This window comes from Streptomyces sp. NPDC008238 (genome assembly GCF_042956445.1).
Lineage (GTDB): Bacteria > Actinomycetota > Actinomycetes > Streptomycetales > Streptomycetaceae > Actinacidiphila.
In genome coordinates this window covers 29,088-50,789 of sequence record NZ_JBIBGK010000009.1, presented here as the reverse complement: position 1 = coordinate 50,789, position 21,702 = coordinate 29,088, and the positions used below count along the sequence as shown (strand labels likewise).

General features: G+C 73.0%; 24 protein-coding genes. 13 read left to right on the top strand and 11 right to left on the bottom strand.

The annotated features are described in order from the left end of the window. Positions 1 to 148: 148 nt before the first annotated feature. Together ACFZAU_RS20295 and ACFZAU_RS20290 are read left to right on the top strand one after the other, a co-directional pair. Positions 149 to 544 (top strand): hypothetical protein, encoded by a 396-nt coding sequence (locus ACFZAU_RS20295; protein ID WP_500553307.1) that lies wholly within the window; start codon positions 149 to 151, stop codon positions 542 to 544. A gap of 104 nt (positions 545 to 648) precedes the next feature. Then, a complete protein-coding gene (locus ACFZAU_RS20290) occupies positions 649 to 2,028 on the top strand; it encodes a hypothetical protein (protein ID WP_500553306.1) in 1,380 nt (459 codons plus the stop codon). Positions 2,029 to 2,042: 14 nt separating this feature from the next. Here the strand turns inward: ACFZAU_RS20290 and ACFZAU_RS20285 are convergent, their stop codons facing one another. The 4 genes from ACFZAU_RS20285 to ACFZAU_RS20270 all read right to left on the bottom strand — a co-directional run bounded on the left by ACFZAU_RS20285 (position 2,043) and on the right by ACFZAU_RS20270 (position 4,422). Continuing rightward, complete coding sequence (locus ACFZAU_RS20285; RefSeq protein ID WP_500553305.1) at positions 2,043 to 2,636, bottom strand: methyltransferase; 594 nt, start codon at positions 2,634 to 2,636, stop codon at positions 2,043 to 2,045. A gap of 11 nt (positions 2,637 to 2,647) precedes the next feature. Continuing rightward, on the bottom strand, positions 2,648 to 3,064 hold the full coding sequence (locus ACFZAU_RS20280; RefSeq protein WP_500553304.1) for a methyltransferase family protein: 417 nt from the start codon (positions 3,062 to 3,064) through the stop codon (positions 2,648 to 2,650). Between the two features lie 53 nt (positions 3,065 to 3,117). Then, entirely contained in the window at positions 3,118 to 3,912 is a 795-nt protein-coding gene (locus ACFZAU_RS20275) for an SDR family NAD(P)-dependent oxidoreductase (protein WP_499600459.1), read from the bottom strand. Positions 3,913 to 3,990: 78 nt separating this feature from the next. Continuing rightward, complete coding sequence (locus ACFZAU_RS20270) at positions 3,991 to 4,422, bottom strand: TetR/AcrR family transcriptional regulator (protein WP_500553303.1); 432 nt, start codon at positions 4,420 to 4,422, stop codon at positions 3,991 to 3,993. A gap of 204 nt (positions 4,423 to 4,626) precedes the next feature. Between ACFZAU_RS20270 and ACFZAU_RS20265 the strand changes: the two genes are divergently transcribed. Further along, the gene (locus ACFZAU_RS20265) at positions 4,627 to 4,929 is read left to right on the top strand and encodes a YciI family protein (protein WP_500553302.1); all 303 of its coding nucleotides are present in this window, start codon (positions 4,627 to 4,629) and stop codon (positions 4,927 to 4,929) included. A gap of 103 nt (positions 4,930 to 5,032) precedes the next feature. Here the strand turns inward: ACFZAU_RS20265 and ACFZAU_RS20260 are convergent, their stop codons facing one another. Continuing rightward, a complete protein-coding gene (locus tag ACFZAU_RS20260; RefSeq protein WP_500553301.1) occupies positions 5,033 to 5,551 on the bottom strand; it encodes a P-loop NTPase family protein in 519 nt (172 codons plus the stop codon). A 234-nt stretch (positions 5,552 to 5,785) separates the two neighbouring features. Here ACFZAU_RS20260 and ACFZAU_RS20255 point away from each other — a divergent pair, with 234 nt between their 5' ends. Together ACFZAU_RS20255 and ACFZAU_RS20250 are read left to right on the top strand one after the other, a co-directional pair. After that, entirely contained in the window at positions 5,786 to 8,272 is a 2,487-nt protein-coding gene (locus ACFZAU_RS20255) for a SpoIIE family protein phosphatase (protein WP_500553300.1), read from the top strand. Positions 8,273 to 8,336: 64 nt separating this feature from the next. Next, the gene (locus ACFZAU_RS20250; protein ID WP_500553298.1) at positions 8,337 to 8,555 is read left to right on the top strand and encodes a hypothetical protein; all 219 of its coding nucleotides are present in this window, start codon (positions 8,337 to 8,339) and stop codon (positions 8,553 to 8,555) included. Positions 8,556 to 8,643: 88 nt separating this feature from the next. On the opposite strand, the gene ACFZAU_RS20245 is transcribed toward ACFZAU_RS20250, so the two are convergent. Next, positions 8,644 to 9,015, bottom strand: a complete 372-nt coding sequence (locus ACFZAU_RS20245; RefSeq protein ID WP_500553297.1) for a winged helix-turn-helix transcriptional regulator — start codon at positions 9,013 to 9,015, stop codon at positions 8,644 to 8,646. A gap of 173 nt (positions 9,016 to 9,188) precedes the next feature. On the opposite strand from ACFZAU_RS20245, the gene ACFZAU_RS20240 reads away from it, so the two are divergent. The 8 genes from ACFZAU_RS20240 (at position 9,189) to ACFZAU_RS20205 (ending at position 16,079) form a co-directional block, all read left to right on the top strand. Next, complete coding sequence (locus tag ACFZAU_RS20240) at positions 9,189 to 9,911, top strand: DsbA family oxidoreductase (protein WP_500553296.1); 723 nt, start codon at positions 9,189 to 9,191, stop codon at positions 9,909 to 9,911. Between the two features lie 82 nt (positions 9,912 to 9,993). Continuing rightward, a complete protein-coding gene (locus ACFZAU_RS20235; protein WP_500553295.1) occupies positions 9,994 to 10,665 on the top strand; it encodes an FMN-dependent NADH-azoreductase in 672 nt (223 codons plus the stop codon). Between the two features lie 238 nt (positions 10,666 to 10,903). After that, positions 10,904 to 11,608, top strand: coding sequence for a VanZ family protein (locus tag ACFZAU_RS20230; RefSeq protein ID WP_500553294.1), 705 nt, complete (start codon positions 10,904 to 10,906; stop codon positions 11,606 to 11,608). A gap of 134 nt (positions 11,609 to 11,742) precedes the next feature. Then, complete coding sequence (locus ACFZAU_RS20225) at positions 11,743 to 13,269, top strand: hypothetical protein (protein WP_500553293.1); 1,527 nt, start codon at positions 11,743 to 11,745, stop codon at positions 13,267 to 13,269. An 81-nt stretch (positions 13,270 to 13,350) separates the two neighbouring features. Beyond that, positions 13,351 to 14,046 carry a response regulator transcription factor gene (locus tag ACFZAU_RS20220; protein WP_500553292.1) on the top strand — a complete coding sequence of 232 codons (696 nt, stop codon included), beginning with the start codon at positions 13,351 to 13,353 and terminating at the stop codon, positions 14,044 to 14,046. Between the two features lie 97 nt (positions 14,047 to 14,143). Continuing rightward, complete coding sequence (locus ACFZAU_RS20215; protein WP_500553291.1) at positions 14,144 to 14,578, top strand: VOC family protein; 435 nt, start codon at positions 14,144 to 14,146, stop codon at positions 14,576 to 14,578. 59 nt (positions 14,579 to 14,637) lie between these two features. Next, on the top strand, positions 14,638 to 15,186 hold the full coding sequence (locus ACFZAU_RS20210; protein ID WP_500553290.1) for a GNAT family N-acetyltransferase: 549 nt from the start codon (positions 14,638 to 14,640) through the stop codon (positions 15,184 to 15,186). A 38-nt stretch (positions 15,187 to 15,224) separates the two neighbouring features. Then, entirely contained in the window at positions 15,225 to 16,079 is an 855-nt protein-coding gene (locus ACFZAU_RS20205) for a hypothetical protein (RefSeq protein WP_500553289.1), read from the top strand. Between the two features lie 67 nt (positions 16,080 to 16,146). Here ACFZAU_RS20205 and ACFZAU_RS20200 read toward each other — a convergent pair whose 3' ends face one another. The 5 genes from ACFZAU_RS20200 to ACFZAU_RS20180 form a co-directional block, all read right to left on the bottom strand. Further along, a complete protein-coding gene (locus ACFZAU_RS20200; protein WP_500553288.1) occupies positions 16,147 to 18,036 on the bottom strand; it encodes an SMI1/KNR4 family protein in 1,890 nt (629 codons plus the stop codon). A 134-nt stretch (positions 18,037 to 18,170) separates the two neighbouring features. Beyond that, positions 18,171 to 19,181, bottom strand: a complete 1,011-nt coding sequence (locus ACFZAU_RS20195; protein ID WP_500553287.1) for a TerC family protein — start codon at positions 19,179 to 19,181, stop codon at positions 18,171 to 18,173. A gap of 172 nt (positions 19,182 to 19,353) precedes the next feature. Next, complete coding sequence (locus ACFZAU_RS20190) at positions 19,354 to 19,773, bottom strand: cupin domain-containing protein (RefSeq protein WP_500553509.1); 420 nt, start codon at positions 19,771 to 19,773, stop codon at positions 19,354 to 19,356. A 54-nt stretch (positions 19,774 to 19,827) separates the two neighbouring features. Beyond that, positions 19,828 to 20,118: a hypothetical protein gene (locus ACFZAU_RS20185; RefSeq protein ID WP_500553286.1), complete on the bottom strand. Its 291-nt coding sequence runs from the start codon at positions 20,116 to 20,118 to the stop codon at positions 19,828 to 19,830. 431 nt (positions 20,119 to 20,549) lie between these two features. Then, entirely contained in the window at positions 20,550 to 21,662 is a 1,113-nt protein-coding gene (locus tag ACFZAU_RS20180; protein WP_500553285.1) for a sensor histidine kinase, read from the bottom strand. Between the last annotated feature and the right edge of the window lie 40 nt (positions 21,663 to 21,702).

Genomic DNA, 21,702 nt, shown 5'->3' with positions numbered 1-21,702 from the left:
CGCCGTGACCGGGGCCTTGCGGCAAGCCCCCCAGTGCGCTATAAGTTGAGAGTGGCAAGGAGAGGTCTCCTTGCCCTTTCTGTTTTCCGCCTCCGCTCGCCGTGGAATTCACCGGCACGCGGGCGCCCACCCCGGGAGCACGGGCCAGGTGAACGGAACGCGCGAGCACCGGCGCACGGTGAACCGGCTGTGGCAGGAACATCGGCGTGCCCCCTTCCCGCCAGGGCTGCGAGGTGCCGAGCCGGCGGGCGTCGCCATGGTGCTGCTCGACGCGACCGTCGCAGGGTGCGCTCTGTCGCTGCCCTCCCCCGTACGCCGGCACCCCCCGCGGACCCTGCCGCTGGAACCCGTCAAGGTCGCCATCGACCGCATGCTGCGGCAGGACCTCGACGCCCCGCCCGGCGCCCGCCACACCATCAGCCGCATCATCGAACGCCTGCGCACGGAGGAGGACTTCACCGGCGCCTCGTACTCCACCGTCCGCGACCACGTGCGCGCCCGCCGGATCGCCCTGGCGGCGCAGTCCGGACCTCCCGAGGGATGACGCGGTGTGTGTGTTCGTCACAGCCCCTCCGCGGTCGCCGACATGGGCGTGCCGCCGCCGATCGTGCGGCCGGAGCCCGTTCGACCATGTGCGACGATCACCCCATGACCTCACGCCACGCATCGGCCGCGCTGGTGCTCTCGGCGCTGTTGGACCGCTCGCTCGAGCAGATCGCGGAGGCGGCGGCGGACGCCCGCCGGTTCGACCGGGAGACGGTCATCACGGCGGCGGACGTGTGGGACAACAACCTTCGTCCCCTCTTCCTCGCCGTGAGCACGTGCCGGGCCCGGGAACGCGAACGCCGCGCGCTGGCCGCCCTGCGGTGGATGGCCGTGCTCGGCATGAACAGGCGCACCTGGATGACCGAGCAGGCGGCCCTGGCCGGACACGAACTCGACGCGGTCCTGCCGCCGACGGAGCCGTACGTCCCGGGCCGTGACTCCCGCGGGCACGTCATGGCCCCGATGGGCCGCATCACCCGGCAGGACCTCGACGAGGTGCTGCCGGACTACGACCTGCCGGGTGCCACCGTGCGCGGCCTCAGGGTGGAACGCGCAGGCGCCGGCCTGAGTGCCCACCTCACGCTGGTCGTTCCCCGTGCGTACGCCGTCGGGCAGGACCCGCCACCGGAGCCTGCCCTGCTCCACGTATGGCTGGACGACGTCGCCGCCGGAGCGTTCGAACCCTCCGACACGCGAGGAGCGACGTTCTCCCCCGGCCCGGACGGGACGGAACTGGCCCTCGGCACGGACGGCCATCTCCGCGCCGCATCGGGCGAGTTCCGTCTCGACGACCGATCGTGGCACCTGTCCACCGCCGGCCGGCGCGCCGACGCGGTCGTCCCGCCCCGCACCGAGCGATCGGGCCGGCGGCCCGCACCGCCGGTCCGGGGCCGGCTTGGCACCGACGCCGACGCTGCGGCCGCCATGCTGCACCGTGCCATGCTGGAGATCCGTTCGGTGCGCTACGCCACCCGCGCCGACCACGTCCCCGTGCTCGAATTGTGCCGGGCCTACTCCGGTGCGGGCCGGGCGGTCCTGGCCGCGGGGTCCAGGCACGGCAGCCGCCGCCGTGAGGCGGCCTTCCGCGACCTGATCCGGACCTGGACCGACCGGGGCGGACCGGGTCTCGTCGGCGCCCCCCGTCCACCGGACGACAGCACGCTCGTGCCAGGGGCGCCCTCGGAAGCCGTCCTCGTCATGGCTTCCTGGACCGCTGCCCACACCAGGTACGGCGCGGAGCGCCAGGCCGAGGCGCTGCTCCAACTCGCCCTGCCGCCCCGCCCCGACACGGCCCGGCCGGCGGTGTGGCGGCTGCGGACCGTCGTCTGCCCCGGACCGGAGGCGTTCCGGCTGCGCACCGCCGCTTTCCGGGGCCCCGGCGTCCTCCTTCGGTCAGGGCCGCCGGGCGGGGCCGGTGGACTCGACCTGCACGAGGGGGCCTTGCGTGTCGCCGCCGAGGGGCGGGACGCGCCGGTGGGCTGAACCCCGCGTGGCGGTCACTTGGTGGCGTAGACGGCCGTGTAACCGCCGATGAGGGGGCGGGACTCCGTCGTGGCGAAGCCGGCCTCCCGCAGCCACCGGGTCGCGTCCGCGACCGTGTACTCGGAGCCGCCTTCGGTGTCGATGAGCATGTTCAGCGAGACCAGCAGACCGTAGGTGTTGTGGCGGCGGTCGTCGTCGATCATCGCGTCGTACACGATCAGGGTGCCGCCCTCGGGCAGGGCGTCGTAGGCCTTGCGGAGCAGGAACCGGCGCTGTTCGAGGTTCCAGTCGTGGAGGATCTGGCCCATGACGTAGACGTCGGACGGCGGGAGGGGGTCGGAGAAGAAGTCGCCTCCGTGGAAGGAGAGCCGCCCGGAGAGGCCGTGCGCGGCGGTGAACTCCTCGAACACGGGCCGCACCGGGGGAAGTTCGAAGACGGTGCCGGTCATCGCCGGGTGGGCGCGGAGCACCGCGGCCGGCACGGCCCCCAGCGCGCCGCCGAGGTCGGTCACGTGCCGGCGGCCGGTCCAGTCGAAGTCGGCGGCCAGTGACCCTGCGAGGGGGGCGCTGACACCGTTCATGCCGCCCAGGAAGTTGCGCCACGCCACGGGGTCCTGGCTCAGCGTGGCGAAGAAGGGGCGCCGGAGTGCGTGACTTCGTTCTGCTGGATGCCGCTGCGCAGGGCCTCGGTGAGGTTGTCCCAGAAGCCGAAGAGGCGGGTGTTGGCCATCTCCAGGATCTCGCCGACGTAGGAGGGCTTGGCCCGGTCCAGGAACACGTCGGCGGCGGGGCTGTTGCGGTAGACGCCCGCGTCGTCGCGGTCCAGCAGGCCCAGCGACACCAGGGCGTCGAGGAAGTCCTCCGAGGACCTGGGGTGCAGGCCCACTTCGGCGGCGAGGGACGCACGGTCCCGGCCGCCCCGCGCCAGGACGGTGAAGACTTCCAGCTCCACCGCGCTCAGCAGGGTCTTCGACGCCATGAATCCGAGGCCCAGTTGGAGGATGGGCTCCGGTGTGATCGGTTGGTCGGCGGTCATGCGTGTCTCCATTCGCTGGGCAGGGGTCTCTCGGGTCGATCGGGTGTCCGCGGTCAGAGGGTCTTGATCTGGCCGCCGTCGATGAGCACCTCGGCGCCGGTGATGTTTGCCGCCACCGGGGAGGCCAGGAAGAGGGTGAGGCCGGCGACCTCCTCCGGCTCGGTGATGCGGCCCGAGGTGATGCCCATGCTCTGGGGCACCACGACGTCCAGCGCCTCCTGGGCCGTGGTGCCGGCGGCGGCCGCGGTGGCGTCCGCGAAGGCGCCCGGGGCCGTCCAGAACGGGGTGCGGACCGGGCCGGGAGAGATCGTGTTGACCCGCACGCCCTTCGGCCCGAACTCCTCGGACAGCGACTTGCCGAGGTTGTTCAGCGCGGCCTTGGCCGCCGAGTAGTCCACGACCATGGGGAAGGGCGTACGGGCGTTGACGGAGCCGATGTTGACGATCGCCGCGCCCTCGGCCCCGACCAGGTACGGGAGTGCGGCGCGGCTGGCGCGGACGGCGCTGAAGAAGGTCAGGTCGAAGATCCGCTGCCAGTCGGCGTCGGCGACGTCGAGGAACCCGCTGCGGGGTTCGGCGGCGCCCACGTTGTTGACGAGGATGTCGATCCGGCCGTGGCGCTCCACGGCACGGCGGACCAGTGTGTCGGCCCCCTCGGGGGTCCCGAGGTCGACGGGCACGACGGTCACGTCGTAGGCGCCGGCCAGCGCGTCGAGTTCGGGCGTGGAGGTACGGCTGCCGGCGACGACGCGGACGCCTTCACGGGCCATCGCCTCGACGACCGCGAGGCCGATGCCCTTGCTCGCCCCGGTGACGACGGCGACCTTGTCCTTGAGGTGCAGTTCCATGACGTTCCTTACTGGATTGATTGATACAGAATTAAGGTGGACGGAGACCCCGCACGCACCGTACGGGCCGAAGTCCGCCTACGGCCGGTCCAGGGCGCGCATCGCCACGGCGAGGGCGTCCTCGACGAAGGACCGCCCGAGCCGGGCACTGCCCACCACCCGCAGCCCCTGGACGAACGTGGCCAGGAAGCGGGCGAGCTCGACCGGGTCCTTGCCCGGCGGCAACTCGCCCCGGGCCTTGGCCCGTTGCAGGGCCCGGGCGAGGGACGACTCGACCTGGCACAACGCCGCGGCGGCGCGCTCGAGGGAACCCCGTGAGGGGATCGCCCGATCGGCCTCGACCACGACGGCGAGGACGTGCCGCACCGCGGGCCGGATCTCGGTCGCACGGTCGAGGATCTCCACGAGGTCCTCCACCCGGAGGGCGGAGGACCGCCCGAGGGTGCGACAGAACAGGTGCGCCGCCCGGCCGACCGCGCGGTCGGCGTCGAATTCCCCGTTCTGTCCCATGTGGGAAGCGTAGCATGATTGTGGATCGTTCAATAAAGTAATCGCGCCGTTACCTTCGACCCCTCCCCTGACCTGCGGCGATCGCGATCCCCAAAGGAAGGGCCGGGAGGGGGCCGTCCGCCGTAGGGTGAGGGGCGCCGATGGAGGCCACCAGCCGAGGGAGCCACGGATGACGCGATACCTGATCTCGTCGATGACGGCGCGATGACCTTCCCCGAGGAGGACCTGCGCGAGGTGGCCAAGGCCTCCCATGAGGTGGTGCGCGCGGCTCAGGACGCCGGCGTGTGGGTCTTCGGCGGTGGGCTGCAGAGCCAGCGGGCGAGCGTCGTGGCCAGCGACGGGACCGTCGCGGACGGCCCGTACCCGGAGACCAAGGCCGTCCTCGGCGGGTTCTCGGTCATCGACGTGCCCTCACGCGAGGACGCGTTGGAATGGGCCGCCAGAATCGCCGCCGCGTGCCGCTGCGCGCAGGAGGTCCGGGAGATCATGCCCGACGAGGCCGTCTGACCGAAGACCACCCGCCGCGGCGGGTACCCGGGTCCCGTCGGCAGGTCGCCCGGGGTGCCCGGCAACGTCCGGCGACGTCCGGCGGGTGCGAACACGGCCGGGGTCAGAGGGAGGCCAGCCAGGCAGCGGTCTCCCCGGGGCGGCCGAAGCGGTGGGTGTCGAGCGGCGCGAAGCGGGGGTCACCCGTGCGCCGTTCGATCTCGAGGCGACGGCCCGCGTGTTGCGACCAGGCCCACCAGGCCGGATGCTCCCGGCTGAGCCACCCCGTCCAGGACTCCCGGTTCCCGCCGAAGAGCGGCTCGCGCATGACGGTCCGCCGCACGGACCGCCGCAGGACGCGGGGCATCACGACGCGCCGGGGGTAGTCCAGCCACACCACCGTGTCCGCCCTCCCCCACAGCAGGTCGCGGACCTCCGGATAGCCGAGGGAGTCGACGACCCAGCGCGGCCCGGCGGCGAGCCGCGCCACGTCCTCGGGGAACGCGGCGTTCACCGCCCAGCCGGGTCCGTCGAAGTACAGGGCGTCCATCTCGTGGTAGGGCAGGCCCAGGCGACCGCTCAACGCGCGTGCGAGCGTGGACTTGCCCGCGCCCGTGACACCCACCACCAAGATCCGCTCCACGGGGGTGCACCCTACCCGGGCCACGGCGGCACCTACCGCGCACCGCGGTGGAGGAACCGGGCGCGTCACGGCGCGGGCGAAGCCCCACGACACCCCCTGACCGGCCGCCGAACGACAAAGGCGCCCGTTTTGTCACAGAACGGACCCCGGCCCGGTCTACACGGGTGAATGGGGCGGATCCACGTCCCGGCCACTCCGCACCACCCACCTCCCCCAGGCGAAGGCGACAGTTCGATGACTACGAAGAGCAAGGGAACCAAGACGCTCGGTAAGCAGTCGAACAGGCTCGACATACCCGACACGGCGATCGCCGTGCTCGACGAGCGGGGAACCGTCGCCGGATGGACGCAGGCCGCGGAACGGCTGGTCGGCCACCCGGCCCGGGACGTGGTGGGCAGGTCGGCCGCTCTGGTGCTGCCGCTGTTCGAGGAGGGCCTGCCCACCGCGGCCTTCGTCCAGCACTGCCGGGCCCTCAACGGCTGGCCGGGCACCACGGCGGTCCGCCACCGGGACGGCCGGGTGATCGACGTGTGCCTGCGGATCACGATGCTCCGCGGCCTCGGCGGGGCGGCGTGCTGGCTCCTCTCGCTGGCCGACACCGGCACGTTGTCCGGGGACACGATGAGCGGCGTGGTGCGCGGACCGCTGCTGTCCCGCGAGCCCATCGGCGTCACGGTGCGCGACCCGCAACTGCGGTGCGTCTTCGTCAACGACGCGATGCAGGAGCACGACGGCATCCCCTGCGTGGAACGGCTCGGCCGCCGGCTCACCGAGGTGCTCCCCGGCCCCAAGGCCGAAGCCCTCGAGGCCATGAGCCGGCAGGTGCTGCGGAGCGGCACCACCAAGGTGCACGAGTACCGGACGTGGCTGCCGGTGAGCAAGGGCCTCGAGCATCCGTTCGCGGTGTCGTTCCAGTGCCTGCAGGGCGCGGACGGCGAGTCGCTGGGGGTGTGTGTCATCAGTGCCGACGTCGTCGAGAGCCGGCTGGCGCGCGAGCGCCTCGCCGTCGTCGGCGAGGCCGGCGCGCGTCTGGGCGGAAGCCTGGACGTGATGGAGACCAGTCAGGAACTGGCCGACCTCGCCGTGCCGTTGCTGGCCGACTTCGTCGCGGTCGACCTCGGGCAGCCCTCCCCCTCCGGCGACGGCTGGCCGGTCCACGTCGGTCCGGTCGGCGAGCGCGGCCTTGCTCTGCGCCGTGCCGGGGTGGCCTCGATCCACGAAGAGGCCCCGGAATCGCCGTGCGTGCGCGGCAATCCGGTCACCGTCCCGCCGGCCTCGCCCTTCTCCACCGTCCTGCGGACGGGCAGGTCGCATCTCGAACCGGTCCTGGACAGCGCGCCTGGGGTGTGGATCGACCAGGTGCCGACCCTCGGGGAGCGGATCCGGACGCACGGGGTGCACTCGCTGATGGTCGTCCCGATCCGCGCTCAGCGTGCCCTGCTGGGCCTGGTGCTCTTCGTGCGCACGCAGGACCCCACCCCCTTCCAGGAGGCCGACCTGCTGCTGGCCGAGGAGCTCGTCGCGCGCGCCGCGCAAGCGCTGGACAACGCCCGCCGGTTCACCCGCGAACAGACCGCGGCCCTCACCTTGCAGCGCAACCTGCTGCCGCGCCGGCTGAGGGGCGGCACCGCGGTCGAGGCCGCCTCGCGCTACCTGCCGGCCGACATGGACCACGGCGTCGGCGGCGACTGGTTCGACGTCATCCCGCTGTCCGGCGCCCGGGTCGCCCTCGTCGTCGGCGACGTCGTCGGCCACGGGCTGCACGCCGCGGCGACGATGGGCACGCTCCGCGCCGCCGTACGCACCCTCGCCGACATGGAACTGCCGCCCGCCGAACTGCTGGCCCGCCTCGACGACACGCTGCAGCGGCTGGCCGAGGAGGACACCGACACCGTGATGGGAACGGCGGCGGTGATGGTGGCCACCTGCCTGTACGCCGTCTACGACCCGGCCACCCGCCGGTGCACCATGGCCAGGGCCGGGCATCCGCCGCCCGCGGTCATCGACCCCGAGGGCCGGGTGAGCTTCCCCGACCTCCCCACCGGCGCCCCGCTCGGCGTCGGCCTCGGCGACCCCTTCGAGGCCGTGGAGTTCGAGCTTCCCGAGGGCAGCCTCGTGGCGCTGTACACCGACGGCCTGGTCGAGTCCCGGGAACACGACATCGAGGACGGGATGAAGTGCCTCGGTGCCGCGCTCGCCGACCCGGACCGGGCGCTGGAGGAACTCTGCGACCGCGCCACGGAACCCTTCATGGGCCAGGCCTCGTGCGACGACGTCACCCTGCTCCTGGTCAGGACCCGCTCGCTCGGCACCAGCCGGTCCGCCTCCTGGACGCTGCCCGGCGGCGAGGGCGCCTCGCGCCGCGCACGGCAGCTGGTGAGCCGTCAGCTGAGCGCATGGGGCCTGGACGAACTCGCCGACGCCACGAAGCTGATCGTCAGCGAACTGGTCACCAACGCCGTCCGCCACGCGTCGGGACCGATCGGTCTGCGCCTGAAGCGGCACCAGGTCCTCACCTGCGAGGTGTCCGACAGCGAGGTCTGCGCCCCGCGGATCCGCAGCGCGGCGACCACGGACGAGAACGGCCGCGGCCTGTTCCTGGTCACCCAGCTCTCGCGCCGCTGGGGCTCCCGCTCCGCGGCCGACGGCAAGATCGTCTGGGCCGAACAGGACCTGCCTCCCGCGCCGGGCCCCGGATCACGCCTGCTGCGGGCGGGTTAGGGGCCCCGGGACCGGAGGCGTCCGCGGCCGGCATGAAGGATCCGCCCCGGCGCGCCGCGGGCTGGTGCAGCGCACCGAGTACCAGGTCGACGGGCCGCTCACCCAGCTGGCCCGAGACGTCCTGGGCTTCGGGGACACCGCCGAGCTGGGCCGGCGGGCGCAGGAGGCGGAGCGGGCCTCGCACTACGCCGGCGTGCGCTTCCGGCCCGGGTACGCCCGCGGGCAGGACGTCCACGAGGGCTACATCGGCCCCCGGCCGGGGGAGGCTGCCGCGCGGCCGTAGTCGCCCGAACGCTTCGGTCCGTCCGCGACGGTGCGACCACCGCGGACGGACCGACGTGTGCGCCGGCGACCGGACGGGGTGCGGCGGCTCAGCCGGTTCCCGCGTCGTAGGCCTGCTGGTGGCGGCGGATCTCCGTGTGCCGCTCGGCGGACCAGGACGCCAGCCCCAGCACGGTGGACAGCAGCGAGCCGCCGAGCATGGTCAGCGAGTACTCGACGCGCGGCGGGACTTCGGGGTAGGCGGTGCGGTCGACCAGCCCGCTGCGCTGGAGCTGCTTGAGGGTGAGGGTGAGCATCCGCTGGGAGATGCCGGGGATGGCGTGCGCGAGGTCCGAGTAGCGCACGGGCCCGTCGGAGAGCGTGCCGATGATCAGCACGCTCCACTTGTCGCCGACCAGGTCGAGGATCTCGCGGATGAAGTCCGCGTCCTCGTCGCCCCAGTGCGCGCACGGTCCTGGCACGCGCCGCACACTCGCCCTCACGTCGGTGCGTCCCCTCCGCATGTCGCTGCCGCTGCCCACGTCCGCCGCCTCCCTCTCGTGACCCACGCACATCAATGTGCCTTTTGTATCGCTTCTCACACTAATGCAGAGTGTGGCTACGAACAGAAAGTGAGTTTCAGGAGGAGTCCACCATGCAGATCGACTTCTGGTCCGACATCGTCTGCCCCTACTGCGCGTTGACCGACAACCGGCTGCGGCTGGCGCTGGAGCGGTTCGGGCACGCCGACGAGGTGCGGATCGTCCACCGCTCGTTCCAGGTCCATCCCGACCTGCCCCGCGAGGGCATCACGCAGCGCCGGCTCCTGGAGAGGCACGGGATCACCGCGTCGAGGGGCGAGCAGATCTTCGCGCCGATCGAACACGCCGCGCGGGCCGAGGGGCTGGAGCCCTTCCACGCGCTGGAGCGCACCCTGGGGCCGACCGGCCTCGTCCACGAACTGCTCGCCCTCGCCGACGACCTGGGGCGCGGCGGCGAGGTGTGGACGGCCGCGTTCCGTGCCCACTTCGGGCAGGGACGCGAGCTGTGGACCGGGGAGCAGGTCCTCGACTTCGCGGTCGAGGCCGGCCTCGACCGCGAGGAGGCCGCCGGGGCGTTGCGCGAGGGGCGCTACCGCGCCCGGGTGGCCGCCGACCAGCGCGAGGCGGAGCGCCTGGGGGCGCGGGGAATCCCGTTCCTCACCCTCGACGGCGCCTTCGCCGTCCACGGAGCCGTCGGCGTGGACGAGCTCCTGGCCGCGATCACCAGGGCCTGGGACGCGGCCCACCCGGAACCGGGGCCGCTGCCGACGCTCGCCGGGGCGGCCGACGCCTGCGGGCCGGACGGCTGCGCGGTCCCCCGGCGGCCCGGGCCCTGAGCGCGCCGCCCCGCCGGGGCCCGCCCGCCGCACCCCATTCCCATACGCACACGCACACGCACGAAACGAAAGCGCCACCACCATGTCCTACCTGCTGCGCATCGACGCCTCCGCCTCCGGCGACGCGTCCGTCTCCCGTCAGGTCGCCGACTCCTTCACCGACGCATGGGCCGGAGACGTCGTCCGCCGCGACCTCGCGCTCGACCCCGTCGCCCACCTGGACGCGGCCGGAATCCTGTCCCGTACGACCCCCGCCGCCGAGCACACCCCCGAGCAGAGGGCCGCCGCCTTGCTCCAGGACGAACTGGTGGCGGAGTTCCTCGGCGCCGGGGCGTACCTCTTCGCCGTGCCGCTCTACAACTACGCGATGCCGTCCGTCTTCAAGGCGTGGCTGGACCACATCATGATCGTCGGCAGGACGATCGGGCTGCCCGGGCCGGCGCCCAGCGCCGGGCGTCCGGCCGTCGTCGTCTCCGCCCGGGGCGGCGGCTACGGTCCAGGCGCGCCCCAGCACGGCAAGGACTTCCTGCTGCCGGCGCTGGAGACCATCCTCGGCGATCCGCGGCTGATGGCACTCGACGTCCGTCCCATCACGCCCGAACTCACCTACGCGCCCACGGTGCCGTCGCTCGGCCACCTGCTCCCCCAGCACCTCGCCTCGCTGGAGGACGCGCACGCGCGGGCCCGCCGTCAGGCGCTGGAGCTCTCCGGGGCGGCCGGTCATCCGGCGACCACGGGCCCCGGGGCGCCCTGAACGTCCGGGGCCGCCTGGTTCGGCGCACCTGTCGGGAGGTCTCGCGGACGTCGGCCACGTCGAACTGGCCATAGGGCGGCGCGTGCACGAGGCCGGCGACCCGCTCCCGGCACCGGGCGAGCCGCCCCGCCGGCGCCCGCTCGCGTCGGGTCACAGCGGACGGCGGCGGCGCCGTGTATCGCCGGCGTATCGAAAATCGCATACGCCGTGGCAACGGCGCTCCGGCTCCAATGGGGGCATGGACCACAACCCACCCATGTCGGCACCGCTCCGCCGCGCGAGCGCGGCCGTGCTCCGCGGCCTGGCGCTCCTCGGCGTGGTGAGCGCCCTGTTCGCCCTGCGCCGGCCGCTCATGATGTCCGCTCCGAGGTGCATGGCCGGGCAGTGGCACGGCTGCCTGGGCACCTTCAACGGTGTGGTACTCATGACCCTGGTGACGCTGCCGCTCGCCGTCCTGGTGGCCTGGGCCCTCGCGCATCGCCGCCGTACCGCCGGCGTCGCGTCGGCGTGGCGGCTGTCGCTGGCCGAGGTGGGCATGTTGCACGGGACGGTGCCGTTCCTGTGGATGACCATGATGCCGGGCGCCGGGGTCGGTGTCGTCCCGCCGCGGGTGAGCCTGGTGCCGCTGCGGGACCTGGTCACGATGGGGCCGGGCGGGATCGTGGGCAACCTGCTGGTCTTCGCCTCCCTGGGGTTCTTCGCCCCGATGCGGTTCACGGCGCTGACGTCCGTGCCGCGCGTCCTGGCGCTCGGGGCGGGCTGCTCGGTCCTGGTCGAGACCGCGCAGTACGTCCTGCGGCTGGACCGGGTGTCCTCCGTGGACGACGTACTGGTCAACGCCGCGGGCGCCGCGCTCGCCGCGCTGGCGTCCCGCCGCTGGTGGCGCAGCGGAGCGGCGGCTCCGTCGGACCGGCCTCGCCCCGAACCGGCGCCGGCGGGCTGAACCGCGTGCCCGGCGTGCCCCCGTCCTCGCATGCGCGCGCGACGCGTCGTGCGAGGATCACACCCACGCGAGCGGTGAGGCGCGGGTGAGGGGCCGTGGGTCCGTTGTCGGTGGCCGGTGTTACGTTCTGTGACATGACGGATCACGCGCTGCGACTCCTGCGGCAGGACCGCCGGTCGGCGGAACTGGCCGCCTTCCCCTTCGGCTTCGACCTGGGCCGCGCCGCCCACGGCCATGTCGAGGAGGTCCGCCTCGCCTCGGGCGAGCCGCTGGAGACGCTCGCCGGGGACGACACCGGCGGTACGTACTTCCTGTGCGCGGACGGCTCGGTGCTCTACGCCGACTCGGAGGGCTCCGCGGGGATCATCGGCTCCGGTGTCGACGAGGCCCTGGAGATCCTGATCGGCCTGCCCGGCTGGCGTGGCTGCGCACGGCTGTCGCCGGACGACCGCGAGCAGGAGATCCTGGCGTACGTCGCGAAGACCGAGGACGAGATCCGTGAGCACTACGGGATCGACGAGGAGCGGGCCGAGCTCCGTGCCGCACTGGGCTTCCCCGAACGCTCCCCGGTCGAGCTGGTGGGCAGGCTGCGTGCCGCGCTGCTGCGCACCGAGCCGGACTTCGTACTGCTCAACGCGGACGAGGGGTGCGCGTACGACACATTGGGCCCGGCCGGCCCCCCTCTGTGGGAGCCGGTGCTCGCTGCGGGCCGCGCCGATCTCGCCCTGTTGAGGGAGGGCGAGCCGACCGCATGGCGTGACGTCGCCGAGGACCCGGTGCGGCGCCGGATCACCCTGCGGGCGGCGCAGTTCGACCGCGCCGAGGGCGATCCCGAGCTGCTGCGCCATCTGCTGCGGCACGAGGCCCGGTCGTCGATGACGGACGAACTGCGGCTCGCGGCGGTGCTGGTGGGGCTGCACGGCGACACCGCGGATCTGCCGCTGCTGCTCGAGGTCCGGCAGACGGACTACGACACCGCGATGGGCCTGGGCGGCATGCCCGAACCGGGCGCCGGCGCGGACGAGTTGCGGCGGTGGGCGCGGGAGCTCGACGAGTCGATGTTCGGGACGGAGCCGTCCGACGAGCCGGTGTACACCTGGACCGACCTGGCCCGGGACCAGGGGATGACGAACCTCGCACGGGTGACGCTGATCCGTGAACTCGACACCATCCTCATGGACCAGAGCAGGCTCCGCCTCCCCGGGGCACCCGACACCCTGACCACGGCTGAACTGAGCGCGATCGCCGGGGACTTCGAGGAACTCGGCGACCTTTCCCAGGCGCTGCGCGCCCGCAGCCTGCACGCCGCCCTCCAGGAGAGGCCGTACGAGCGGGCCTCCTCCCGGCACAGCCTGGCCCGCCTGGAACGGGAGGCAGGCCTGCTGTCGCGGGCGGCGCAGAGCCTGGCCGCCGTACGGGACGCACTGGCCACCCCGGGCGACGGCGCACTGCGCCACTGGAAGGAGGTCAATTTCGGCCGCTTCATCGCCGAGGAGCACTACCGGCTCGCCCTCGCCCTGGCCGACGCGGGCCGTCCCGAGGAGGCCCGTGCGCTCCTCACGGCCGCCGACGCGATACGCGGCGCGCTCACGGAGAACGCAGCGAAAGGCGTCCGCGAACTGGCCGAGCGGACCGCTGCGCGAGTGCGCGAGCTCGGCTGAGGACGGCACGGCGGCCCGCCCGGTCCGCTCGGGCCGCCGTGACACCGTGGAGTCGTGAAAGCGCGAGGTTAGGCTTCGGGGATGCGCGTACTGATCGTGGAGGACGAGCCGTACCTGGCGGAGGCAGTCCGTGACGGTCTGCGGCTGGAGGCGATCGCCGCCGACATCGCCGGCGACGGCGACTCCGCCCTGGAACTGCTCAGCGTCAACTCCTACGACCTCGCGGTCCTCGACCGGGACATACCCGGCCCCTCCGGCGACGAGGTCGCCCGGCGCATCGTCGCCTCCGGCAGCGGCATCCCGATCCTCATGCTCACCGCCGCCGACCGGATCGACGACAAGGCCTCCGGGTTCGGGCTCGGCGCCGACGACTACCTCACCAAGCCCTTCGAGCTGCGGGAGCTCGTCCTGCGGCTCCGGGCACTCGACCGCAGGCGCGCGTACGCAAGGCCCCCGGTCCGCGAGATCGCTGGCCTGCGGCTCGACCCCTTCCGCCGCGAGGTCTTCCGCGACGGGCGCCACGTGGCGCTCACCCGCAAGCAGTTCGCGGTGCTCGAGGTCCTCGTCGCCGCCGAAGGCGGGGTCATCAGCGCCGAGGAGCTGCTGGAACGCGCCTGGGACGAGAACACCAACCCCCTGACCAACGCCGTGCGGATCACCGTCTCCGCACTGCGCAAGCGGCTCGGCGAACCCTGGGTCATCGCCACGGTGCCCGGCGTCGGCTACCGGATCGACACCGGCGCGGACGCCGCAGGCCGCGGCAGTGCCCCTGCGTAGACGTCCGGGGCTCACCGCAAGGGCGCACGGCGGCCGCGGTCGGTGCGGGCAGCTCCTCGGGGGATGCGGAAGATCAAGCGCTGCTACGGTGGCCCCCATGGCATCGGTCAAGCAGTTCCAGGTCACCTTCGACTGCGCGGAACCCCAACGCGTCGCGCGTTTCTGGTGCGAGGTGCTGGGATACGTCGCACCGGAGCCGCCCGAGGGGTTCGCCACGTGGGACGACTTCAACGGCTCGCTGCCGGCTGAGGGCCGGGACGCCTGGTTCTCGTGCGCCGACCCCACGGGAGTGGGACCGCGCATGTACTTCCAGCGCGTTCCCGAGGGCAAGGTCGTCAAGAACCGGATGCACCTGTGCGTGCGGGCCGCCACCGGACTCGTCGGCGAGGAGCGGCTGGCCACGCTGGAGGCCGAGTGCGCACGGCTGCTCGCGCTCGGCGCGGTCCGCGTACGCCTCCTGGTCGCCGACGGGGAGAACGAGTCGTGCATCGTGATGCAGGACGTCGAGGGCAACGAGTTCTGTCTCGACTGAGCCCCTCCCGAACGCCCTCCCCCGGACGGCGGTTGCCGGACGGCCCTTAACATGGGCCCATGCCCCACACACCGTCACGGGTCGAACTGAGCCCGCTCACCCTCGCCGACCAGGACGAGTTCTGCTCGCTCGTGCGGGCCAGCGTCGAACTCCATTCACCCTGGATGCGGTTGCCCAGGACGGCGGAGGAGTTCCGGACCTGGATGGACCGCTTCAGCGACGGCACCAACCTGGGCTACCTGATCCGCGTCGTCGAGACCGGTGCGGCTGCCGGCACCGTGAACATCAACTCCGTCATCCGGGGCCGTTACCAGGGCGCGTCGCTGGGCTATGCGGCGTTCGCCCCGTCCGCGGGGCAGGGCTACATGACCGAAGGCATCGCCGTCACCCTGCGCCACGCCTTCGACGACCTGCGGCTCCACCGGCTGGAGGCAAGCATCCAGCCGGCCAACAAGGCGTCCCTGGCCCTGGTCCAGCGCCTGGGATTCCGCTACGAGGGCCTGTCGCCCGCCTACCTCTACATCGACGGGGCCTGGCGCGACCACGAACGCTGGTCCATCACCGCACCGTCGCCGTGGACCCCCGACCCGTCGCTCCCCGAGGTCTAGGTACGTCCTCCGCGATCATGTTCGGTAGCATCCGGCCCATGGCGATACGGGGGTGGCGGCTGGGCGTCACGGCTGCGGTGGCGGTGCTCGCGGCGATCTGTGCCTCCGCTCCGGATCCCCTGCAGCTCGTCCGCACGGCGTCGGACCTCGGTCCCCTGCCGGCCGACCGCTACGGCTTCACGGCACGGGACTACGGGCGATCGCAGCGGGCGACGGCGTTGCTGGTCCGGCAGTGCATGGCGGACAAAGGTCACCCGGACTTCCCGCTCGACCCCCGCGACCCCCGGGACATCACGGGCACCACCGCGGTCGGCATCGCGGTCGGCACCGACTACGGCGTCCTCGACCCGGACGCCGCACGCCGCTGGGGCTACGGCTGGGACCCCGCGAAGGACGCGGCCGCCCGGCCGAAGGGCCGCCGCATGACCATCGCGGAGTACACGGACCTGCCGGAGTGCAGGAACGAGGCGGAGCAGCGAGTGGGGCGCGGCGTCGACTTCGGGGAGGACTGGCTCTACGCGGCCAAACGCGGTCTCGAGGTCGGCACGGCGGTCGAACGCGACCCGCGCGTCCGCGCCGCCTGGGACGCCTGGTCCCGCTGCGTGGCGGCACGAGGATTCACCCGCTACCCGGACCCCGTCGCGGCGTACACGGACGACGCCTGGCGTCGGAACGCCGACGGCAACACCCGCCACACGGAACGCGAGAGGGCCACGGCCGTCGCGGACGCCACCTGCAAGCGCCGCCTCCACACGGCCGAGATCTGGCACGCCGTGCAGGCGCGGGAGCAGACCGCGGACATCGCACGGCACCGCGACCACTACGCCGCCGCCCAGCGGGCGATGCGCAGGTACCGGGCCAACGTCGACACGGTGCTGCGCGATCTCGGGTAGGGCTACCGGTGGACCCGCGCCCCGCCGGCCGGCCCGACCGACCGCCCGGCCATGACGGACCCGTGGTTCAGGAACGGTGCCGGACGAACCGAAGGTAGGCGAAGGACTCGCCCTCGCGGGGAGCGCGGGCCCAGGAACGGGTGGTGAAGGTCGGCAGCCGCCCCTGGGTCAGCGCGAAACGCGGCAGCGACAGCCCGAGTTCGGCGTGCAGGGCCTCCAACGCGCGTCGCTCGCGGTCCCGTTCGGGCTCCTCCGGACGGAACAGCCGTGCGGGCTCCAATGCCTCGGGTATCCCGCCGGAACGCTCGATCTCCGTACCCCGCACGGTGAACGCGTAGAGCTCCTCCCCTCCCTCGGCCACCGACACGTGGAACGCCGCCGGGCGGCCGACCGGGGACCGGCTGTCCGGTTCGCGCCACACGACCACCGCGCGCCCGGACGAGGACGCGGCCGCCGCAGGGGACACGAACCGCTCCCCGAGTCGCCCGTGGGAGTGACCGTCGAAGGCGAAGGCCCATCCCTCGGCGCTGCGGCCGGTGGCCACCACGATACGGTCCTCCCAGGGCTCCACGCCTTGCCGGTCCTCGGGAACCGGCGCCCGCCAGGGCACCATGCGCAGGTGGACGGGCGCGCTCAGTCCGGCCCCCTCCTCGCCGATCAGGCCGGGCAGGCGGGCGGGGTCCACCCCTTCGGCCCAGACACAGCGGTATCCGTCGAACGGCTGCCCGTGCAGCGCGGGTTCCATCAGCCAGGCGAGACCCGGCGGATCGAGGTCGGGCACGGGCTCGGGCGCGGTTCCCGTCTCCCCGGCACGCGGCGTCGCGAGGATCTCCCGTCCGCGTTCCGGGGTGACCAGCGGCCCCAGGACCGGATCGGCGAGCAGGCCGATCGGGGCGATCAGCTCGGGTCCGGGCGCCTCCCACAGCGGGAGCGCGTCCCGCAGGATCCGCCACGCGGCGTCGGTCGCGCCCCAGCGGGCCGACTCCCGGGCCTCGGCGACGGCCCGGCCCCACGGGCCGGGGGGCGCGTAGCGGTGGGTACCGTCCCGCATCGCGTCCAGTACGGCCCTCGCGGCATCCCGGCCGGCTCCGCGGGCGGTCATCGTCACGAGCCGGCGTTCGTCGTCGCCCGCCCGCCGTCCGCCGCGTGCCGGCTCCATGGCGTCCAGCGGCCCGACCTCGGACAGGTAGCGCGGATCGGGCAGCAGGTGGCCGTAGTGCCTGGACTCGCGCGGGGACAGCAGGTGGCGGATCTGCTGCAGCAGGACGGCGCTGCGGGGCCGGGTGAAGGACCGTGCCTCCTCGAGCAGGGGCAGGGCCTCCTCGTACCGTCCGCGAAGGGCCAGCAGGCGCGCCTCCTCCACGTGGGCGTCCTGGGCGCGCGTGGTCGCGTTCAGGAAGTCCGGCCTGTCGGACCGGCTCCCGTGGAAGCCGCGGTACCCGGCCTCCATGTAGGCCCGGAACGAGGGGTGGCGGACCGGGTATTCACCGCTCCATCCCTTGAACACCCAGAGCGCCCACTCACCGTCCTCGTCGAGGTCGCCGGGGTCCAGCAACGCGTGCGACATGTCGGACTCCGTCTCCAGCCGCAGCGCCCGGCGCCACATGCCGGCCCTCAGGACCTCCACCTCGCTCCGGTCGTCGCCCAGTTCCTGCTCGTAGAGCGGTGACATGTCCATCGGGTCACGGAACCAGTCGATCTCCGCGACACCGCCGAGCCGGTACACCCCCGCCGTCTCGTCCACGTGCCACCCGTCGCTGACGGCCAGGAACCCCCGGTACGAGGGCGGCAGCCGGCACCCCAGCCGCTCCTCGGCCGCGGCGATCGCCGCCTCCCCCGCGCCGGGCCTGCCCGGGTCCGCGGTCTGCCCGCCGTCCTCGTCCCCGCCGGCGCGCGGAACCCACTCCTCGCGCCAACGCCCCAGGAACCCGTGCCAGTCGAACCCGTCGCCACCCATGACCGGATGGTCTCACCCGCCACCGACATGACGCCCCGACCACGGATGCCGTCCGCTCACGCAGGCGCACCGTCCCCGCCGGGCAGCGACCGGGCGGTACGGCATCCTTCCATCCTCCGCCCCGGTCCCGGTGCTCACCGCCCGGTTCGCTGCGGCTCGCCCTTGGTGTCGCCGGGGGCGGAACCGTCCTGCGCGGCGCCCGGTGGGACGGCGTCCTGGGGAGGGGCGCCCCGGGCGGAGCGGGTGTCGTGCCAGGAGACGGCGAAGGTGACCGCGAGGACGGTGATGATGAAGCTCAGCGACGCCCAGACGGGGACCTTGTAGAAGTCGGTGAGCAGCAGCTTCACCCCGACGCCGGCGAGGATGACGCCCAGGCCGGTCTGCAGGTGGCGGAACCGGCGGGCGGCACCGCTGATGAGGAAGTACGCCGCGCGCATCCCCAGCAGGGAGAAGGCGTTGGCGGCGAAGACGACGAAGGTGTTCTGGGTGACCGCGAAGATCGCCGGGATGCTGTCGACGGCGAAGACGACGTCGGTCGTCTCGATGACGACCAGTGCGGCCAGCAGCGGGGTGACCGCCCAGGCTCCGTTCACCCTGACCAGCAGTCGCTGGCCGTGCAGCCGCTCCGTCACGGGAGCCACGCGGCGCAACGCGCGCAGCACGAGGTTGCGGTCGGGGTGGACCTGGGCCGCGCCGTGCCGCAGCACCTTGACCGCGGTCAGCAGCAGGAGCGCGCCGAAGACGTAGATGGTGGCGTGGAAGGCGTCCAGCAGCGCCGCGCCGACCAGGATGAACACCGCGCGCATGGCGAGCGCGCCGATGATGCCCCACATCAGCACCCGGTGCTGGTAGCGGTCGGGGATGCCGAAGTATCCGAAGATCAGGGCGAAGACGAAGATGTTGTCGACGGACAGGCTCTTCTCGATGAGGTAGCCGGCCAGGTACTCCTCGGCCAGGACCGGGCCCTTCCAGAGCAGCAGCAATCCGCAGAAGCCGAGTCCCAGCAGCACCCAGACGACGCTCCACACGGCGGCTTCACGCAGGGAGATGACGCCGGCCCGGCGGTGGACGACGAACAGGTCCAGGACGAGCACCACCGCCAGGAAGGCGATGAGGACGATCCAGGCGGTGACCGGTATGTGCATACCGGCCGCCTTCCCGGCTTTGCCACCGCTTTAACCATTTATGACCCATTGCGTACTATGGGAGTTGCCTGCGCGAGGGGTGCCGTCGCGATGCGTCGATCCGCTGGGCAACTCCTCCGGCGCGGCCCGCCGGTCGACGACCGCCGGCCCCCCTTCGACGGCTCCCCGGGCGTCAGCCGGCCGCGGGGCGTGGGGCGCGCAGATGGGCGCGCCGGGCCAGCTCTTCCTCCTCGACCAGGGTGAGCATCGGCTGCCCGGGCGCGCACAGCATGGTCACGACGAACTCGGTCCGCGCGTCCGTCAGGGCGTTGCCGTCCTGGTAGTGGATCACGTCGCCGCCCGGTTCCCAGAAGCTCTCCCCGGCCTTGATCACGCGTTCCGGCTCGCCCTCGAGCTCGAAGAGGACCGCGCCCTCGACGACGTAGCCGAAGGCCGGCCCCGAGTGCCGGTGCGGCGGCACACCGGGGTCACCGGGTTCGCGCCATACGACGATGGTCATCGCCGAGGCGCCTTCCGGGACGAACGGCGGCCTGACGTCCTGGAGCGTCTTCAACTGCGTCTTCCACACCTCCGAGCGCGGCTGCCCGCCCACCCGGCCTTCCGATTCCCTGTCCGACACCGCACCGCACCTCCGTAATGCCGCTGTTCACGCACGAGATGGGGCCGACTGGACGTCGGCCCCACCGGTTCCGCTACCTTCCGCCGCCACCGCCCCCACCGCCGTGACCGCCACCGCCACCTCCGTGGCCGCCGCCACCGCCGCCGTGGCCACCACCGCCACCGCCGTAGCCGCCGCCACCGTGACCACCACCGCCGTAGCCACCGTCACCATGACCACCGTGGCCGTAACCGCCGTGACCATGACCGCCGTAGCCGTAACCGCCGTGACCATGACCGCCGTAGCCGTAACCGCCGTGACCATGACCGCCGTGACCATGACCGCCGTGACCATGACCGCCGTAGCCGTGGCCGCCGTAGCCGTGGCCGTAGCCCCAACTTCCGTCACCCCAGCCGCCGTGGCTCACGGCGGACACGGGCGCGCTGGTCGGTGCGGCGACTGCCGAAGAGGCCGCACCCCCCAGGGCGAGCGCGAGGCCGGCCATCGCGGCGAGGGGCCACCTGGGAATACGCATGACACATCTCCCTTGCCAGGTTGGTTCCTGGGCCTGGAGGCGCGGGACCACTCGCGGCTGTCCGCCCGAGCGGCCCGGGCCTGGTCGCGGGGATCGGAGCCCCGCAAGTCAACTACTGATGCACAAATTGGCGCTTATCGCCACATTCTCACCAGAACCATGCTCTGTCCGTGATGGCGTGGAGTCAATACACCCACGCGCCACGGCCGGCACCTCGGAGCGGTCCCGCCACCCGTCATGCGCCGGCGTCGTCCGGTTGGGGCGGCGTCGTCTTGACCGGGAGGTCCAGACGGAGCCGGTAGCCACCGTCGGCGGTCGGGCCGCAGGTGAGCGTGCCGCCGAGCAGCGCAGCGCGCTGGCGCAGTCCCGTCAGGCCGTAACGGGCACTGGGCAGCGGGATGGTCGGCCGGGTCGGGGCGCCGTTGGTGACCGTGAGGTGCACGGTCTCACCGCTCCGCCAGAGGCGGATGGCCGTGGCGGCGCCCGGGGCGTGCTTGCGCACGTTGGTCAGGCCCTCCTGGACGGTGCGGTAGAGGGCGCGCTGGACGGAGGGGGCGAGGTCACCGGGCAGCTCGTCGGTCAGCCTGGCGTCGATGCCGCTGCCCGCGATGAGGCGCTCCAGGTCGGCCAGGGACGGTTGCGGGGTCAGGTCGGTGGGGCGGTCACCGGCGGCGCGCAGCACGCTGACCATGTACCGCAGCTCGTCCAGGGTCTGCACGCTGAGCCGGCGGATCGTGCCGGCGGCGTCCTTGGCCTGGGCGTCACGCGTACCGACCTGCAGGGCTCCGGCCCGCACGGCGATCAGACTGACCTGGTGGGAGACGACGTCGTGCATCTCCCGGGCGAGCTGCGACCGCTCGGCGGCCAGTGTGGTCTGGGCGATCAGCAGCCGCTCGTGCCGGCGGGCCTTGGAGATCTCCGCGATGCGCTGCGAGAGGTCCCTGCGGGCCTGCACGAGCTGCCCGAGGAAGACCGCCGCGGCCGCGGTCGCCGCGGTGTAGCCCAACGTGACCAGGTCGTCCCCCGAGACGGTGATGTCCGGCGCGAGGTCACAGAGCGTGAACGCCACCACGCCGACGGCCAGGACGACGCGCCGGCGCGACACCGAGGCGAGGGTGTACAGCGCCGCCAGCGAGGCGAAGATCGCGTCGGAGAAGAACACGGCCGGCAGGGTCACGAGGAACGTCACCAGCGGGAAGCCGTGCCGCAGCAGAAGCGCGAAGGCCCCGCCCAGCGCGCACGCCATCTGCCGGGGTTCGTCGACGTGGACGTGGACCCACACGTCGAAGAGCGCCACGAGGACCAATGCGCCGTCGAGCACCGCGGACGGCGGACGGCGGAGATTCACCTGACCTCCTGGTCCCTTGGCGGCCGCGCGCCGCCATTCA